The sequence below is a fragment of the uncultured Aquimarina sp. genome, from assembly GCF_947492405.1.
Lineage (GTDB): Bacteria > Bacteroidota > Bacteroidia > Flavobacteriales > Flavobacteriaceae > Aquimarina.
Window position 1 is genome coordinate 15,397 of sequence record NZ_CANLMP010000002.1, and the last position, 16,078, is coordinate 31,474.

Genomic DNA, 16,078 nt, shown 5'->3' on the forward strand with positions numbered 1-16,078 from the left:
TTATAAGAAAAGGTTTTCTATTTTCTTAATCGACTTGGGTAAACAACAAACTACAACTCGATCACCTGCTTTGATATAAAAACCACCTAATGGTATCATTCCTATACCATCTCTGATTACTCCCGCAATAATAGCAGAACGAGGAAAATCTAAATCTCTGATTAAATTATCACTTACTTCAGAAGTTGGTTTAACGATAAATTCCAATAACTCTGCATTCATATTATTGAGCTTGGTCATCGCTACCACTTCTCCTTTTCTAATAAATCTAAATATGTTATTTGCCGCTAACAGCTTTTTATTAATCAATGTGTCGATACCTATGGAATGGGATAGTTGAAAATAATCCATATTTTCTACCAAGGCAATTGTTTTACGGACTCCTTTTGACTTTGCCACCAGACAAGACATTATATTAGTCTCAGAGTTACCCGTTACCGCAATAAAAGCGTCCATATCATCTATATTCTCTTCTTCCAGTAATTCTACATTACGTCCATCACCATTTATAATCAAAGCATTAGGAAGATCATCTGCCAGATCAAAAGCCTTCTCCTTGTCAGTTTCGATAAGTTTTACTCTAAATTTATGATCACATAAATCACAGGTAGTTTTATAACCAATTTTACTACCTCCCAGAATCATTACTTTTTTAATCTGTTCCTTAACCTTACCTGTCAATTTATACAGTTCCTCTACTCCACCTTTTGAAGTAACAAAGTACACCTGATCTCCTTCCTTAAACTTGGTATCACCTCTAGGAATAATTGTGTATTGTGTTCCCGATCGCTGAATCGCAATTGGCATAAAATGAAGTTCAGGGAATATCTCCGCAGCTTCTCTAACAGTTTTATCTACAAACAGTGCCGTACTTGACAATGTTGTTCCTACCATCGTTAGCGCTCCATCCTCAAACTCATAACTATCACTAAAAGCCGATTGATTGAGTAATAATTCTATTTCGCTAGCCGCCAAAGCTTCAGGAGAAATTAATTCGTCTATACCAAACTTGATAAAACCAACTTCTTCTTTATTCTCTATAAATTCTGTATTAGAAATTCTGGCAATTGTGCGCTTAGCACCAAGTTGTTTTGCCAATACACACACCGTGATATTAGTTGTCTCACTAGAAGTGACACTAATCACCATATCTACATTCTGAACTCTGGCATCTTTAAGAATACTTATAGAAGTAGCATCTCCCTTAATCACTCTAATATCCAAATGGCTATCAGCATAATTCAAGCATTCCTTATCAGGATCTATAAGTGTAATATCCTGAGATTCAAATGAAAGTAATTTTGCCAAATGAAATCCAACTTCACCAGCACCGGCAATAATAATTTTCATCCGTATATTTTATTATTTATCATCAAAAGATAAAATTAAACTTCAGCTAATCCACCATAAATCGTGTGAAAATTTAACGCTGAAAAATAAAAGCCTACAAAGATAGTGGAATTTCAGAAACTGGTGAAATAATTAGACAATAGCAGCCCAATAAGCTGTTTTTTTTGTTCTATAAGTTGATAAACTTTTTCAACTACATTTCAGAAGTCAAAAGCAACAATTGGGTAACTTATTTTTTTAAAAAAATAGCAATAACAGCATCTTAGCTGTATAAACACTAACTTTTTAATCAATGAGAACAAAACTTTTATTACTGGCTTTATTACTAACGAATAGTATCGTTGTTAATGCTCAAATGGATGACAAATTCTATTACCCTAAAAAGGATTTGAGGCCCATCGAATGGAAAAATTATGAAGAATTAAAATTTAATGTAGAAACAGATACGATTTCCGCATTAATCCTAAAACCTATAACTAAGCCCAAAGCAACTGTATTTTATTTTCATGGAGCAGGCGGAAACATCACTTACTATCTCCCGCTTACCAGAATATTGGCAGAAAACAATTTTCAGGTGGTTATGGTAGATTTCCGAGGTTATGGTAAATCAACGGGAACTCCTACCCATAAAAATATAGCCAAAGATGGTCAGCAATTTTTTGAAATGCTTCTTGAACAGAAAGAAATAAAAAATACACCAAAAATAATTTATGGAATTTCTATCGGAACTCAAGTTGCTACACTTTTAGCCAAAGACAATCAAGATAAGATCGATGGATTGGTTCTAGAAGGTGCTATGGCATCTTTTACAGATATCGCTATGCACGCAACGCCTCAGTACAGAGATTTTTTAGAAAAAAATTACATCTCACCATATGCTGCAAAAGAAGACATAAAAAGTATTGATAAAATCGATAAACTTTTCATACATAGTAAAGAAGATAAAGACGTGCCATACGCACAAGGAAAAGTTATTTTTGATAATGCATCAGGTCCTAAAAATTTTATAGAGTTTACAGGAGCACATTTGTATGGACTAAAATATGAGAAAGAGCAAATACTCGAAAAGATGGAGGAAATGGTTAAGTAAGAAACAAGTATTCTGGGCGTCCGGGCGGGCTATTCGTTTCAATTCCGCGCATCTCTCCACCGCGGCGGATCGAACTGTGGGATTTTCTCTACTATCCCTGACGCATATAACAGATTTTAATAACCTAACTACGTTATAATCTTTAAAAAATCAAATATGATTTGACACATAGTTTTGTTAGCCGAAGAGTTTTACATTATTTTTAAAACTTAGAAACAAAAAACAGCTATGAAATTAAATGATTATGTAAAACTAAATAAATGTATTTAGGTGTTAGCAATCCTTCTAAAAAAGTCAAATAATGAAAAAGATGCAATGGTTTAATGAACCAGATAAATGGGAAATAATTAATGATACTTCGTTGTCTATGTATGTAACGCCTAATACAGATTTCTGGAGAAAAACTCACTATGGCTTTACTGTGGACGATGGGCCTTTTTATTACACTATTATTGGTGGAGAGTTCGAATTAAAAGTAAAAATAACCGGTGTATATAAAAGTAGGTTCGACCAAATGGGAGCAATGATTAGAATAGATGAAAAAACCTGGATTAAAGCTGGTATAGAATATGTGAACAAAAAAATTAATTTAAGTGCTGTTGTCACTCATAAATATAGTGATTGGAGTATCGTTGAGTTACAACAAAAACCTGACTTCGTTTGGTTAAAGATCATACGAAGATTGGATGCAATAGAAATAAAATACTCATTAGATAATGAAGACTACACTTTGATGAGATTAGCATACTTCCCCGATAACACACCTACGATGGTAGGATTAACTGCAGCTTCTCCGGATGGAGATGGGTTTGATGCTTTATTTGAAGATTTCGCCATTAAGCACCTCCCTGATAAACGAAGAACTGAGTGGTTAAAACAAAACTAACAGAAGAAAACGAATCGCTAACACCAGTAATATGTAATGAAAACTATTCAAAAGCCTACTGTTATTTGATGACTTTTAAATTAGCTCAGAACATCTACCTAACATTTAAATCACAAGTAATTCGAATTTTAGTACCTTAATAACAGGGAATATAGATTGCTTCAGGAACAAAAACTATGATACAGTAAGGGATATCACGGAAAAGTGTGGTATTACTAAAAATAACAAAAGAGATTAATACTGTTTATACAACATTAATACAAGTTATTATATGATAAAAACAATTGCGCTAGTCCTTTATTGGATTGTTATCATCTCTATTATAAACATCCTGGGTAGATATCTATATATTTATTTTATTATAGGGTATCACTATATGTACGCTATATATATTCTTCTAGCAGGGTTTTATGCTACACTAATTTCTATAATTATCTTTTTTGTTGTAAACTATTGGATAACTAAAAAAAGAAAAGAGCAAAACTTATTTTCTTCTACTAAAACTAGATTACTAACCATGATTATTTCAATAATCATAGCTCTTATAATCGAACTGATATATACATTTTCTGCATCTCTCTACACTTAATATAGATTCAGGAGATTCTAACAACAGAACAAAGAACAAGTATACCAAACATATTTTTAAATCAAAAAAACTGAATCACAACAAGGTATCACAACAAAATGACAATCTTTTCCTACGATCCATATCAAAAATGTATATTTGCCTAAATTTTTTTGAATGTCAGAAAAAATAACTCCATACAACGATAAAAACAAAACCAAAAAAGAACAGGTTACCGAAATGTTTGATACGATTTCGGGCAACTACGATGGTCTTAATAGAGTAATTTCTTTTGGGGTTGATATAAAATGGCGTAAAAAAGTTGTAAAAATTGTTACTAATTCCAAACCTAATAAGGTTCTTGACGTTGCGACTGGAACTGGTGATTTGGCAATTAATCTAGCCAAAACCGGTGCCTCAGAAATTATTGGCCTCGATATTTCGGCCGGAATGTTAGCTGTAGGAAAAGACAAGATAAAGGCTAAAAAATTGGATCAGATCATCTCTATGGTAAAAGGTGATGGAGAAAGCTTACCATATGAAGAAAATTATTTTGATGCGATTACAGTAGCTTTTGGTGTAAGAAATTTTGAAGACTTAGAACAAGGGCTTTCAGAAATATACAGAGTACTAAAACCAGGTGGTGTATTTGTAGTTCTAGAAACCTCCGTACCTACCAAAACCCCTTATAAACAGGGATATAAACTATACACATCTTCAATTTTACCTTTAATTGGAAAGATCTTTTCCAAAGATAGATCTGCATACTCATACCTTAGCGAAAGCGCTGCAGCTTTTCCTTATGGAGATGCTTTCAACAATATTTTGAGAAAAATTGGGTTTATAGAAGTCGAGGATAATCCGCAAACTTTTGGTGTTGCCACAATTTATACAGCCACAAAATAATATGAAAAAAGTTTTTATAGCAATAGCTGTTATCGTTTGCACTCAGAATGTGAGTGCACAATTGTTTTCTAAAGAACGTGTTAGAAATCTTCAGAATTACGATAAACCACGATTAAGTTGGGGGTACATCCTTGGTTTTAATAGCTATGATTTTAATTTTGATTATAAAGCTACACCAGAGGGAGAAGAACCTATACTAGATGGGGACATACAAGTTGCTAAATCTGTAGGGTTTAATGTTGGATTGCTGGGTAACCTTAGAATCAATGATTACTTAGATCTAAGACTGGAACCTCAGGTATCTTTTGTAAGAAGAGACCTTACGTTTAACTCACCCGATCTTGATGATAATCAATCTCAAAGAGAAGTTACATCAACCTATGTGCATATTCCATTATTATTAAAAGTTTCTACGAAAAGGCTCAATAATTTTAAACCTTTTATCGTAGGAGGAGTTTCTACTTCTCTTAATTTATCCAGTAACGAGGATAACCCTGATGATAATAGCGTTGGGCAATTTAGAACTAAAACCAGGACTAATTATTTTGAGTTAGGTTTTGGGATAGACTTTTATATGTACTACTTTAAATTTACACCTTCGATACGTGGAGTATTTGCTATGTCTGATGAATTAGTAGCTGATAGTGATCCGAATAGTCCTTATACTTCTACTATTGATAAAATGTCGTCAAGAGGGCTTTTTATCAATTTTACTTTTCAATAAAAAAACTAGATTCTTCTAAATTCATTTAGGATAATTGCAGTTGCTGTTGCTACATTAAGGCTCTCAGTTATTTGAGTATTTCCAAATCTTGGTATTGCAATTCTTTTGGACACTAATTTTTCTATTTCTGCAGAAATACCATTAGCCTCATTACCCATTACAATAATCCCCGTTTGAGGTAATTGTTCTCCATAAATTATTTCTCCATCCATAAAAGTACCATATATCGGCATTTTATTTTTTTGAGAAGTTAAAAAATCCTGTAGATTAGTGTAGATAATATTCACTCTTGTAAGAGAACCCATAGTTGCCTGAACTACTTTTGGATTAAAACAATCTACTGTTTGCTCAGAACAAACTAAGCCCGTAATACCAAACCAATCACATAAGCGAATAATAGTCCCCAAGTTACCTGGATCTCGAATATCATCTAATGCCAAAATCAAACCATTGTCATTTACAGGTTTAACTTTTGGAATATAAAATATTGCCACTGCGAACTGGGGGGTTGTTAAGAAACTAATACTCTTCAATTCTGTTTCAGTCACCACAAAGGTCTTGTCTGATGATGTTTCAAAATAAGAGGCATCTAATACAAAAAGAGCGTGAAGTTCTAAATCCGCTTCTAAAAGTTCATTAATCACCTTTTTCCCTTCTGCTACAAACAATCCATGTTGTTTTCGGTACTTTTTTTGATGTAAACTATTTATTAATTTCTTTTGGTTTTTGCTAACCATACAAATAATGTATTTTTGACACAATAATGAATTTCGATTGAAACACCTGCACACAAAAATAGTATTTGTTGTATTAACTACAATTTTTTTAATTTCATGTAATGCAATTAAAAGAGTGCCAGAAGAGGAATACCTATTAACTAAAAATGAAATTTTTGTTGATAGTGTTAAAACTAATGATACTAAATTATTCAATCAACTATATCAAAAACCTAATTCTAAACTTGCCTGGACTCCTCTTAGACTACATATTTATAATCTTGCTAAAGTACATCCAGACTCCTCATATCAAAATTGGCTTTATAAAACACCTAACAGAGAGCGAAGGTTAAATAATTTCTTATCTAAGAAACAAGTAAATCGACTAGGCACAGGTTATACAGGCCTTAACAATTGGCTAAAAAAAACCGGAGAAGCTCCTATTATAGTTGACGAATCCAAAGCGAAACGTTCTGTTAAGAGACTACAATCATATTACTGGAATAATGGGTGGTTTAATGTAGAAACCGATTACAAAATTAATCTAGAAGAAAACCAAAGAGCATCTGTAGCATATTATGTTCAACCTCATAAACCATATTTTATTGATTCTCTTCATACTAAAATAGAATCTAAGGCAGTAGATTCCATTTATAAACTGAACCAAAGTGAATCTTCTATAATCTCAGGAAAACAGTACAGAACATTAGACATAGAGGCTGAAAGAGAAAGATTAACACGATTATACAGAAATTCAGGACTATATCATTTCGAAAAAGAGTTTATTAAATTTGATGCAGATACCATAAACACAAACCAAAAAATACAACTTAACTTACTAATTAACAATAGACAAATAACAGAAGGGGAAGAAACCAAAAGAATCCCTTTTCAGGTTCATAAGATTAGTAAAGTAAACATCTTTACAGATTATTCTTATCAAAACAAGGATGAAAAACCTAAAGACAGTGTATCCTATAATGGATATAACATATACAGTTATGATAAGCTTAGATACACCCGTAAGGCAATCACCAACTCTATTCTAATAACACCAGGAGAAATTTTTAGAGATAACGATCGAACACTTACCTATAATCAAATTAGTAACTTAAAAACCTTTAAATACCCTAATATACGTTATAGTGTAGATCCAGAAGATCCTAATGGAACTGATCTAATAGCAAATGTTTTATTGACACCCAGAAAAAAATATAGTACAAATGTAGAATTTGATGTATCTACATCTAATATTCAGGTATTTGGAATTGGTTTTAGTGGTTCTTTTTTGATAAGAAATGTTTTTGGTGGTGCAGAAATTTTCGAAATCTCAGCAAGAGGAAGTGTAGGTTCATCAAAGGATCCAGTAGATCCGGATGGACAGTTTTTTGATATTTCAGAAATTGGAGTAGATCTTAAATTATCGTTCCCTAAAATAATATTCCCATTACAAACAAGAAGAATTATTCCAAAATACATGTCTCCAACGACCAATCTTATTTTTGGTATTAATTCACAACAAAACATAGGACTTGATAAGCAAAATGCTTCTGGAATATTTAATTACCAATGGAAACCAAGTACAAAGCTTACAAATCAGATCGATTTAGTAAATGTACAATATGTTCGAAATCTAAATACCGGTAACTATTTTAATGTGTACTCTAATTCATTTACAAGACTTAATAATATTGCCACAGAAGTACTTGATGCTAACTCACCTTTCTTTGACCAAGAAAACACGAATCAAAATGTATTATCTATTCCCTTGGGTGCCAATAGTTTTATTGCGCAATCCTTGGGAGAAAATACTAATGGTGATTTGACTACAGATCAATTACAGGAAATCAGAAATATTAACGAAAGAAAAGAAAGACTAACGGAAGATAACCTGATTTTTGCCTCTAATTACACCTATCTAAAAAACAATCGAGAAAATCTTTATGATGAAAACTTCTCCAGGTTTAGAGCGAAAATTGAATTCGCCGGGAATGTTTTAAACGCCGTTTCTAATCTTGCAGGATTAAAAGAAAACTCTAATGATCGTTTTGAAGTATTTGGTGTAGAATTCTCACAATATATCAAGACAGAATTGGACTACATAAAACATTGGGATTTGGGTAGAAAAAGTGTGTTAGCTATCAGAGCATTTGGCGGCATTGCTCTACCCTACGGAAATGCTAATAGCATTCCATTTGCTCGAAGTTTTTTTGGTGGAGGACCAAATGATAATCGTGCCTGGTTGCCATACGACTTGGGTCCAGGAAGTAGTGGTGGTAGAAATGAGTTTAATGAAGCTAATATGAAACTAGCAATAAATGCAGAATATAGATATAAGATCTTAGGAGCTCTCAATGGCGCATTTTTTATTGATGCAGGAAATATCTGGAATGTATTAGATAGTGTAGAAGAAGAAGATGCCGTTTTTTCTAGGTGGGATGATCTTCAGGAAATTGCTGTAGGTAGTGGCCTGGGTTTACGATATGATTTTGATTTCTTTGTCGTAAGACTAGATTTAGGTTTCAAAACATTTAATCCAGCAAGAATCGAAGACCAAAGATGGTTTAAAGGGTATAATTTTTCTGAAGGTGTTTATAATGTTGGAATCAATTATCCTTTCTAAAAACAATCCCTGTTTTTCATCCTTAAATATAAAATTCATTCCGTATTATTTTACTATTTTTGTTGGCTTATTAACTAAAAGTAAATTATGAGTCACAACATCAAACCAGGAGTTGCTACAGGAGACGAAGTGCAGGCTATCTTTAATTATGCTAAAGAAAAAGCCTTTGCTTTACCAGCAGTAAATGTAATTGGATCTAATTCGATTAACGCTGTATTGGAAACTGCCGCAGAATTAAACTCACCTGTAATTATTCAGTTCTCTAATGGAGGGGCACAATTTAATGCAGGAAAAGGACTTTCTAATGAAGACCAAAAAGCGGCAATTGCAGGAGCTACTGCAGGAGCAAGACACGTTCACTTAATGGCCGAGGCCTATGGAGTACCAGTAATTTTGCATACTGACCACTGCGCAAAAAAATTACTCCCATGGATCGACGGATTATTAGACGCTGGAGAAGCTTTTTATAAAGAAACAGGAAAACCTCTTTATAGTTCTCATATGATTGATCTATCAGAAGAACCAATTGAGGAAAATATAGAGATTTGTAAAGAATACCTTGCTCGAATGAGTAAGATGGGTATGACTTTAGAAATTGAACTTGGAATTACAGGAGGTGAAGAAGATGGTGTAGACAACAGTGATGTAGATGATTCTAAGCTATATACACAACCAGAAGAAGTTGCTTATGCTTATGAAGAATTAAGTAAAGTTAGTGACAAATTCACAGTTGCAGCCGCTTTTGGTAACGTTCATGGCGTTTACAAACCTGGTAATGTTAAATTAACTCCAAAAATCCTTAAAAATTCTCAAGAATTTATTTCTGAAAAATATAATGTAGAACATAACCACATTGACTTTGTATTTCACGGAGGAAGCGGTTCTACCTTAGAAGAAATCAGAGAAGCTATTGGATATGGAGTGATTAAAATGAACATTGATACAGATCTTCAATTTGCATTTTGTGAAGGTATTAGAGATTACATGACCGGTAAAATCGATTACTTAAAAACACAAATTGGAAACCCTGATGGAGCTGAGGAACCTAATAAAAAACATTACGATCCTAGAAAATGGTTAAGAGAAGGAGAAATCACTTTTAAAAACCGACTTAAAAAGGCTTTTGAAGATTTAAATAATGTAAATACATTATAATACGATAGAAAACCAAGCTGAAACTCATTATAACAAAGAGTTTCAGCTTTTTTAATACAAATAATTTATGGCTTGGTTTAAGAGAACTCAAAAAGGTATACAGACTGCTACTGAGGACAAAAAAGATGTTCCAAAAGGGCTTTGGTATAAGTCCCCAACAGGTAAAATAGTTGATGCAGAACAACTGGAAAAAAATTTTTATGTGAGTCCTGAAGATGGGTATCACGTAAGAATCGGTAGTAAAGAATATTTCGAAATTCTTTTTGATGATAATAAGTTTAAAGAATTAGATAAGAATCTAACTTCTAAGGATCCTCTTAAATTCGAAGACAAAAAGAAATACACTGATCGTCTTAAAGATGCTCAGGAAAAAACAAACCTTAAAGATGCCGTTAGAACTGCGGTTGGAAAATCAAACGGTAACGATTTAGTTATCGCATGTATGGATTTTTCGTTTATCGGAGGTTCTATGGGAAGTGTTGTAGGAGAGAAAATTGCAAGAGCTGCTGATCATGCTCTTAAAAACAAAATTCCTTTTATGATCATCTCTAAATCCGGAGGTGCTCGTATGATGGAGGCTGCACTATCATTAATGCAATTGGCTAAGACTTCTGCTAAACTTGCTCAATTAGCAGACGCCGGAATTCCTTATATCTCTCTATGTACAGATCCTACTACAGGAGGTACTACAGCATCTTTTGCTATGCTGGGAGATATTAATATCGCAGAACCTGGAGCACTAATCGGATTTGCAGGTCCTCGTGTGGTTAGAGACACTACCGGAAAAGAACTTCCTGAAGGTTTCCAAACGGCAGAATTCCTTAAAGAACATGGCTTTCTGGATTTTATCACTCCAAGACAAAACCTAAAAGAAAGAATAAACTTATATCTAGATTTAATTATGAATCGACCTTTATCGGCTATTTAGATCAAAACAATTTAAGTTTAAAATTTACAACCCGGTTTTTGCCGGGTTTTGTTTTTTAAACAGGTTATATCCCCCTAAAAAAAGGGGTGTTACATATATAAAACTTACAAAATCAAGCAGTAGATTTACAAAATACCCACTTCCCTTTCACACAAAAACTAATACCTTAATTATTTTTAGTATGAGACTTAGAATGGCGGTTTATAATGTAGATTGGATGCGTAAACTATTTCATACCGACGGCACACCAATTACCAACGGAGATGCAGGTAAAAGAAGTCAGCAATTGGCAACTATAATCAATACCATGAACCCTGACTTTATTGGAATTGTTGAAGGACCAGACACCTTGGTAGATGGTAGTAAAACAGCATCCATACAACTAGAAAATTGGGCATTACATTATGGACTCAATATTAATTTTAAAGGAGTTCATGGGTATCCTTCTAGCGGTCAACAAGAATTATGCGCGTTATATGACAGTTCAAAGATCAAAGTGAAGTTTACTCCTACAATAGACCCAAAAAATCAATTTAATGAAGCCTTTTTAGTAGATACTACGAATAGACTGATTAAAGAGCAGTATAAACATTACAGACCACCTCTAGAACTTACTATCAATACAATATCGGATGAGCATTTTACAAAAATCATTATAGCCCACACAAAATCCAAAGGAATTTTTGCTCCGGTTGACTATGCAAAATTTGAACAAATATCAGAAAGAGATCGAATGAGGTTATATGCAGAATGCATGTCTATCAGAAAAAGATGTAATGATTATATTAAAGAAGGACACAATGTAATTGTTATGGGAGATATCAATGACGGAATCGGGATGGACTTTTATGAAAACAGATTCAATAAAAGTGCTGTGGAGATATTGTTAGGAGACGTCTGGGAACCAGCAATGATACTTACATCAGTCTTACCAAAACCTAAATGGACAAGTAATGGATGGAAACCTTCATCCAGTAGGTATAGAGATAGAATTACGGAGGATTACATCAATGTCTTAATCGATCATATTTTAATTAGTAAAAACCTAAAGCACGGAAAAGCCAAAGTATGGAATCCATATGCTGAAAAAGAAGACAATATAATTCAATCAATAAGTAAAAGTTTAAAAGCAGCTTCTGATCATTTTCCGGTTGTAGCTGAAATCGAAAATATATAAAAATCCTGAAAGTAACACTGCTTTTAAAATGTCACATTGAGCGGAGTCGAAATGTATTGAAAGTCAATACATATTATTTCTCGACTCCGCTCAAAATGACAGGAAAATTATAATTTTAAGATCTTATTATTCATAAACTAAACGTTACAACAATATCTCTCTTTCTTCACCTTCTGCGTTTGTAAACACAGCTTTATTATCACAGGATCCATCTCCGTAATCTAATGCCCCACTGAAATTCGTTCTTACTAACTCCATAACCCCGCTTACCAAAAATCTGCAACTAGCTTCTCGTCGTAAAGAATTAGTTATAGTAGTGCTATGCATATTACCATTTACAAAATTAGTTTGCCAAGAACCTGTAATTAAGAAAACATTATCTCCCCAATTACCATTAAAAGCACCTTCTATCCATTCACGAGTTTTAGAACCTGTTCTTGAAGCTTGTGTACCATCTGCAAATGTTACCGTAAAATCAAGGTTCATTGAATATTGTGGGTTACCATTTTCATTAGCTCTAAGTCTAGTAATCGTTCTGGAACCGGAAAATCCGATGTCATCAATAAAAAAATCTTCCAAATTATAATTAATCACCAAAGACATCTCTTCTATATTTAGCTCATAAGACATAAGAATCTTCCCCTTTACAATATGCCCGCTTCTTACCTCGCATCCATCCGTACCAAAATCGATAGTAACGTTTTTAGAAGTATTTGTTAGTTCTACTGTTACTGTAGCACAATCGGGCAAAAAACGATTATTACCACTTTTAGCCAAACTTTCTTCATCTTCGAATCCTTGCATTGTCAGATCACTTAGCACTTCAGTACCATCGTCGATCTTTGCAGTAAGTACTGCTTCTTCACTATCAATACTATCAAGTGGTAATTGATCTATTGTTTCTTCACTATTACATCCTATTAAAACTATTGAAAAGAATGCAATAAAACCAAATTTCAAAATGTTGTTATTCATACTATTAATTTTTAATGTTACCCTTCTATGACTTAATCATTTAGAAAAGGTTTAATCCAAAATGTTTTTTTTACTAAAAGTATTTATAATCTAAAAAGTATTATATTTGCACGCTGATAGCAGAATGCTATTTATACATAAAAATCATTTAAATAATATTGGAATGTATTTAACGAAAGAAGTTAAAGAAGAAATCTTCGCAAAACACGGAAAAGGTAAAAACGATTCTGGTTCTGCTGAAGGACAAATTGCATTGTTTACTCATAGAATTACTCATTTAACTGAGCACTTAAAAAAGAATCGTAAAGATTATAATACTGAGCGTTCATTAGTAAAGCTTGTAGGTAAGCGTAGAGATCTTTTAGATTATCTTATTAAGAAAGATATTATGAGATATCGTGCAATTGTAAAAGAATTAGGATTAAGAAAATAATCAAAAAAGAGAGGCTGTATGCCTCTCTTTTTAATTATACTCGTTTCCTTTTATTGAAGTTTAAATTAAAAACATTTTGATCTGGAGATGATCAAAATGAATGCCTTAGTTTTTCATTGGTCGCGCAACTACAACAACAACACAACCTTGTCCGCCCGAGTAAGACGGAAACCAATGTTTAATTAAACCTATTGGTAAGTATTACTGATACATCATTAATAATACTATTAGGTCAGAATCAAAAAAATATGATTCCAAAAGTTTATAGAGAGGTCATAGACCTTGGTGATGGTAGAGAAATATCTATTGAAACCGGAAAATTAGCAAAACAGGCACATGGATCTGTAGTTGTTCAATCAGGAAAATGTATGTTATTATGTACTGTAGTTTCTAACTACAAAGCTGCTGACGTAGATTTCCTACCTTTAACAGTAGATTACAGAGAAAAATTTGCTGCTGCTGGTCGCTACCCTGGTGGTTTTTTCAAAAGAGAAGCTAGACCAAGTGATGGCGAAGTATTAACAATGAGATTAGTTGATCGTGTATTGCGACCTTTATTTCCTAAAGATTATCATTCAGAAACTCAGGTGATGATCCAATTAATGTCTCATGATGAGGATGTAATGCCAGACGCAATGGCTGGATTAGCTGCATCTGCGGCTATTCAATTATCAGATTTTCCTTTCGAATGTGCTATTTCTGAAGCAAGAGTAGGACGTATTAATGGTGAATTTATTATCAACCCTACAAGGGCTCAATTAGAAGAATCTGATATCGATATGATGATCGGTGCTTCTGCAGACTCCGTAATGATGGTTGAAGGAGAGATGGATGAAATCTCTGAAGAAGAAATGACTGAGGCTATTAAATTTGCTCACGAAGCTATAAAAGTTCAGTGTGCTGCTCAGGAAAGATTAGCAGAAGCTTTTGGGAAAAAAGAAGTACGTGAATATGAACCTGAAAAAAGTGATGAAGATTTAGCTAAGAAGGTTCATGATATGGCATATGATAAAGTGTATGCTGTAGCAAAACAAGGTTCTTCTAAACATGAAAGAGGAGCTGCTTTTGCTGAAATCAAAGAAGAAATAAAAGCAACTTTCTCTGAAGAAGAGTTAGAAGATTTTGGAGATTTAATATCAAAATATTACTCGAAGGCAGAAAAAGCTGCAGTTCGTGATTTAACTCTAAATGAAGGATTACGTCTTGATGGTAGACAAACTACAGAGATTAGACCAATTTGGTGTGAAGTAGATTATTTACCTTCTACACACGGTTCTTCTATATTTACAAGAGGTGAGACCCAAGCACTGGCAACAGTAACCTTAGGAACATCTAGAGAAGCTAATCAAATAGATATGCCATCTTATGAGGGAGAAGAAACATTCTATCTTCATTACAACTTCCCTCCTTTTTCTACTGGTGAAGCAAGACCTATAAGAGGTACTTCTCGTAGAGAAGTTGGACATGGTAACTTAGCACAACGTGCTCTTAAAGGAATGATTCCTAATGATTGTCCTTATACAGTACGTGTTGTTTCTGAAGTATTAGAATCTAATGGTTCTTCTTCTATGGCAACTGTATGTTCTGGAACAATGGCATTAATGGATGCTGGAGTACAGCTTAAAAAACCAGTTTCTGGTATTGCAATGGGATTAATCTCTGATGCCGATTCCGGAAAATACGCTGTATTATCCGATATCTTAGGTGATGAAGATCATTTAGGAGATATGGACTTTAAAGTTACTGGAACAGCTGATGGTATTACCGCTTGCCAGATGGATATTAAAGTAAAAGGATTGAGTTATGAGATCTTAGTAAATGCATTAAAACAAGCTCGTGACGGACGTCTACATATCCTAGAAAAGTTAACAGATACTATCGCTGCGCCGAATGCAGATGTAAAAGGACATGCGCCAAAAATGGTTACCAGAACAATTCCAGGAGAATATATTGGAGCACTAATTGGTCCTGGTGGAAAAGTAATTCAAGAATTACAAAAAGCTACAGGCACTACAATTGTGATCAACGAAGATCCAGTTACTGAAGAAGGTATTGTAGAGATTCTGGGAACTGGTCAAGAAGGAATTGATGCAGTACTAGCAAAAATCGATTCTATTACATTTAAGCCAGTCGTTGGTAGCGTATATGAAGTAAAAGTAGTCAAAATGTTAGATTTTGGTGCTGTGGTAGAATATATGGATGCTCCAGGTAATGAAGTATTACTTCACGTTTCTGAATTGGCTTGGGAGCGTACTGAAAATGTAAGCGACGTTGTTAATATGGGCGATGTTATGGATGTAAAATATTTCGGTATTGACTCTAGAACTCGCAAAGAAAAAGTTTCTAGAAAAGCATTATTACCAAGACCCCCACGACCTGAAGGAAGTAAGTCTAGAGATGATAAGCCTAGAGGAGACAGAAAACCAAGAAACAATGATAAAAAAGAGAATTAATAAGCTCTTTTAATGACGAATAGAAAACGCCTTCATATTTTGAAGGCGTTTTTGTTTTTTTCACAAAAAATATTGATTTTATAAAAATGAACAG

Annotated in this window: 13 protein-coding genes; 10 read left to right on the plus strand and 3 right to left on the minus strand. The window is 33.5% G+C overall.

Translation table 11 applies throughout. The features are described 5' to 3' along the window. A complete protein-coding gene (gene trkA / locus Q0829_RS06365) occupies positions 1-1,350 on the minus strand; it encodes a Trk system potassium transporter TrkA (RefSeq protein ID WP_298541280.1) in 1,350 nt (449 codons plus the stop codon). A gap of 292 nt (positions 1,351-1,642) precedes the next feature. On the opposite strand from trkA, the gene Q0829_RS06370 reads away from it, so the two are divergent. From Q0829_RS06370 to Q0829_RS06385, 4 genes are all read left to right on the plus strand, one after another. Then, positions 1,643-2,440 (plus strand): alpha/beta fold hydrolase, encoded by a 798-nt coding sequence (locus Q0829_RS06370; RefSeq protein WP_298541282.1) that lies wholly within the window; start codon positions 1,643-1,645, stop codon positions 2,438-2,440. A gap of 301 nt (positions 2,441-2,741) precedes the next feature. Next, a complete protein-coding gene (locus tag Q0829_RS06375; protein WP_298541283.1) occupies positions 2,742-3,326 on the plus strand; it encodes a DUF1349 domain-containing protein in 585 nt (194 codons plus the stop codon). 745 nt (positions 3,327-4,071) lie between these two features. Then, the gene (gene ubiE / locus Q0829_RS06380; RefSeq protein WP_298541285.1) at positions 4,072-4,800 is read left to right on the plus strand and encodes a bifunctional demethylmenaquinone methyltransferase/2-methoxy-6-polyprenyl-1,4-benzoquinol methylase UbiE; all 729 of its coding nucleotides are present in this window, start codon (positions 4,072-4,074) and stop codon (positions 4,798-4,800) included. 1 nt (position 4,801) lies between these two features. Continuing rightward, positions 4,802-5,524, plus strand: coding sequence for a porin family protein (locus Q0829_RS06385; protein ID WP_298541287.1), 723 nt, complete (start codon positions 4,802-4,804; stop codon positions 5,522-5,524). A gap of 5 nt (positions 5,525-5,529) precedes the next feature. Here Q0829_RS06385 and Q0829_RS06390 read toward each other — a convergent pair whose 3' ends face one another. Continuing rightward, positions 5,530-6,261 carry an RNA methyltransferase gene (locus tag Q0829_RS06390; RefSeq protein WP_298541290.1) on the minus strand — a complete coding sequence of 244 codons (732 nt, stop codon included), beginning with the start codon at positions 6,259-6,261 and terminating at the stop codon, positions 5,530-5,532. Positions 6,262-6,376: 115 nt separating this feature from the next. Here Q0829_RS06390 and Q0829_RS06395 point away from each other — a divergent pair, with 115 nt between their 5' ends. The 4 genes from Q0829_RS06395 to Q0829_RS06410 all read left to right on the plus strand — a co-directional run bounded on the left by Q0829_RS06395 (position 6,377) and on the right by Q0829_RS06410 (position 12,123). Continuing rightward, entirely contained in the window at positions 6,377-8,863 is a 2,487-nt protein-coding gene (locus Q0829_RS06395) for an outer membrane protein assembly factor (protein ID WP_366892786.1), read from the plus strand. An 87-nt stretch (positions 8,864-8,950) separates the two neighbouring features. Continuing rightward, the gene (fbaA, locus tag Q0829_RS06400; protein ID WP_298541294.1) at positions 8,951-10,018 is read left to right on the plus strand and encodes a class II fructose-bisphosphate aldolase; all 1,068 of its coding nucleotides are present in this window, start codon (positions 8,951-8,953) and stop codon (positions 10,016-10,018) included. A gap of 67 nt (positions 10,019-10,085) precedes the next feature. Next, the gene (gene accD / locus Q0829_RS06405; protein WP_298541296.1) at positions 10,086-10,946 is read left to right on the plus strand and encodes an acetyl-CoA carboxylase, carboxyltransferase subunit beta; all 861 of its coding nucleotides are present in this window, start codon (positions 10,086-10,088) and stop codon (positions 10,944-10,946) included. A 181-nt stretch (positions 10,947-11,127) separates the two neighbouring features. Then, the gene (locus Q0829_RS06410; RefSeq protein ID WP_298541299.1) at positions 11,128-12,123 is read left to right on the plus strand and encodes an endonuclease/exonuclease/phosphatase family protein; all 996 of its coding nucleotides are present in this window, start codon (positions 11,128-11,130) and stop codon (positions 12,121-12,123) included. Positions 12,124-12,267: 144 nt separating this feature from the next. Here the strand turns inward: Q0829_RS06410 and Q0829_RS06415 are convergent, their stop codons facing one another. Then, positions 12,268-13,098, minus strand: a complete 831-nt coding sequence (locus tag Q0829_RS06415) for a hypothetical protein (RefSeq protein ID WP_298541301.1) — start codon at positions 13,096-13,098, stop codon at positions 12,268-12,270. 163 nt (positions 13,099-13,261) lie between these two features. Between Q0829_RS06415 and rpsO the strand changes: the two genes are divergently transcribed. Both rpsO and Q0829_RS06425 read left to right on the plus strand, forming a co-directional pair. Continuing rightward, entirely contained in the window at positions 13,262-13,531 is a 270-nt protein-coding gene (gene rpsO, locus Q0829_RS06420) for a 30S ribosomal protein S15 (RefSeq protein WP_025664998.1), read from the plus strand. 248 nt (positions 13,532-13,779) lie between these two features. Continuing rightward, positions 13,780-15,984, plus strand: a complete 2,205-nt coding sequence (locus tag Q0829_RS06425) for a polyribonucleotide nucleotidyltransferase (protein ID WP_298541303.1) — start codon at positions 13,780-13,782, stop codon at positions 15,982-15,984. Positions 15,985-16,078: the final 94 nt, after the last annotated feature.

Bases quoted from the DNA above. Each gene is read 5' to 3' on its own strand.
- trkA (WP_298541280.1), bottom strand. From the start codon at position 1,350: ATGAAAATTATTATTGCCGGTGCTGGTGAAGTTGGATTTCATTTGGCA.
- Q0829_RS06370 (WP_298541282.1), top strand. From the start codon at position 1,643: ATGAGAACAAAACTTTTATTACTGGCTTTATTACTAACGAATAGTATC.
- Q0829_RS06375 (WP_298541283.1), top strand. From the start codon at position 2,742: ATGAAAAAGATGCAATGGTTTAATGAACCAGATAAATGGGAAATAATT.
- ubiE (WP_298541285.1), top strand. From the start codon at position 4,072: ATGTCAGAAAAAATAACTCCATACAACGATAAAAACAAAACCAAAAAA.
- Q0829_RS06385 (WP_298541287.1), top strand. From the start codon at position 4,802: ATGAAAAAAGTTTTTATAGCAATAGCTGTTATCGTTTGCACTCAGAAT.
- Q0829_RS06390 (WP_298541290.1), bottom strand. From the start codon at position 6,261: ATGGTTAGCAAAAACCAAAAGAAATTAATAAATAGTTTACATCAAAAA.
- fbaA (WP_298541294.1), top strand. From the start codon at position 8,951: ATGAGTCACAACATCAAACCAGGAGTTGCTACAGGAGACGAAGTGCAG.
- accD (WP_298541296.1), top strand. From the start codon at position 10,086: ATGGCTTGGTTTAAGAGAACTCAAAAAGGTATACAGACTGCTACTGAG.
- Q0829_RS06410 (WP_298541299.1), top strand. From the start codon at position 11,128: ATGAGACTTAGAATGGCGGTTTATAATGTAGATTGGATGCGTAAACTA.
- Q0829_RS06415 (WP_298541301.1), bottom strand. From the start codon at position 13,098: ATGAATAACAACATTTTGAAATTTGGTTTTATTGCATTCTTTTCAATA.
- rpsO (WP_025664998.1), top strand. From the start codon at position 13,262: ATGTATTTAACGAAAGAAGTTAAAGAAGAAATCTTCGCAAAACACGGA.
- Q0829_RS06425 (WP_298541303.1), top strand. From the start codon at position 13,780: ATGATTCCAAAAGTTTATAGAGAGGTCATAGACCTTGGTGATGGTAGA.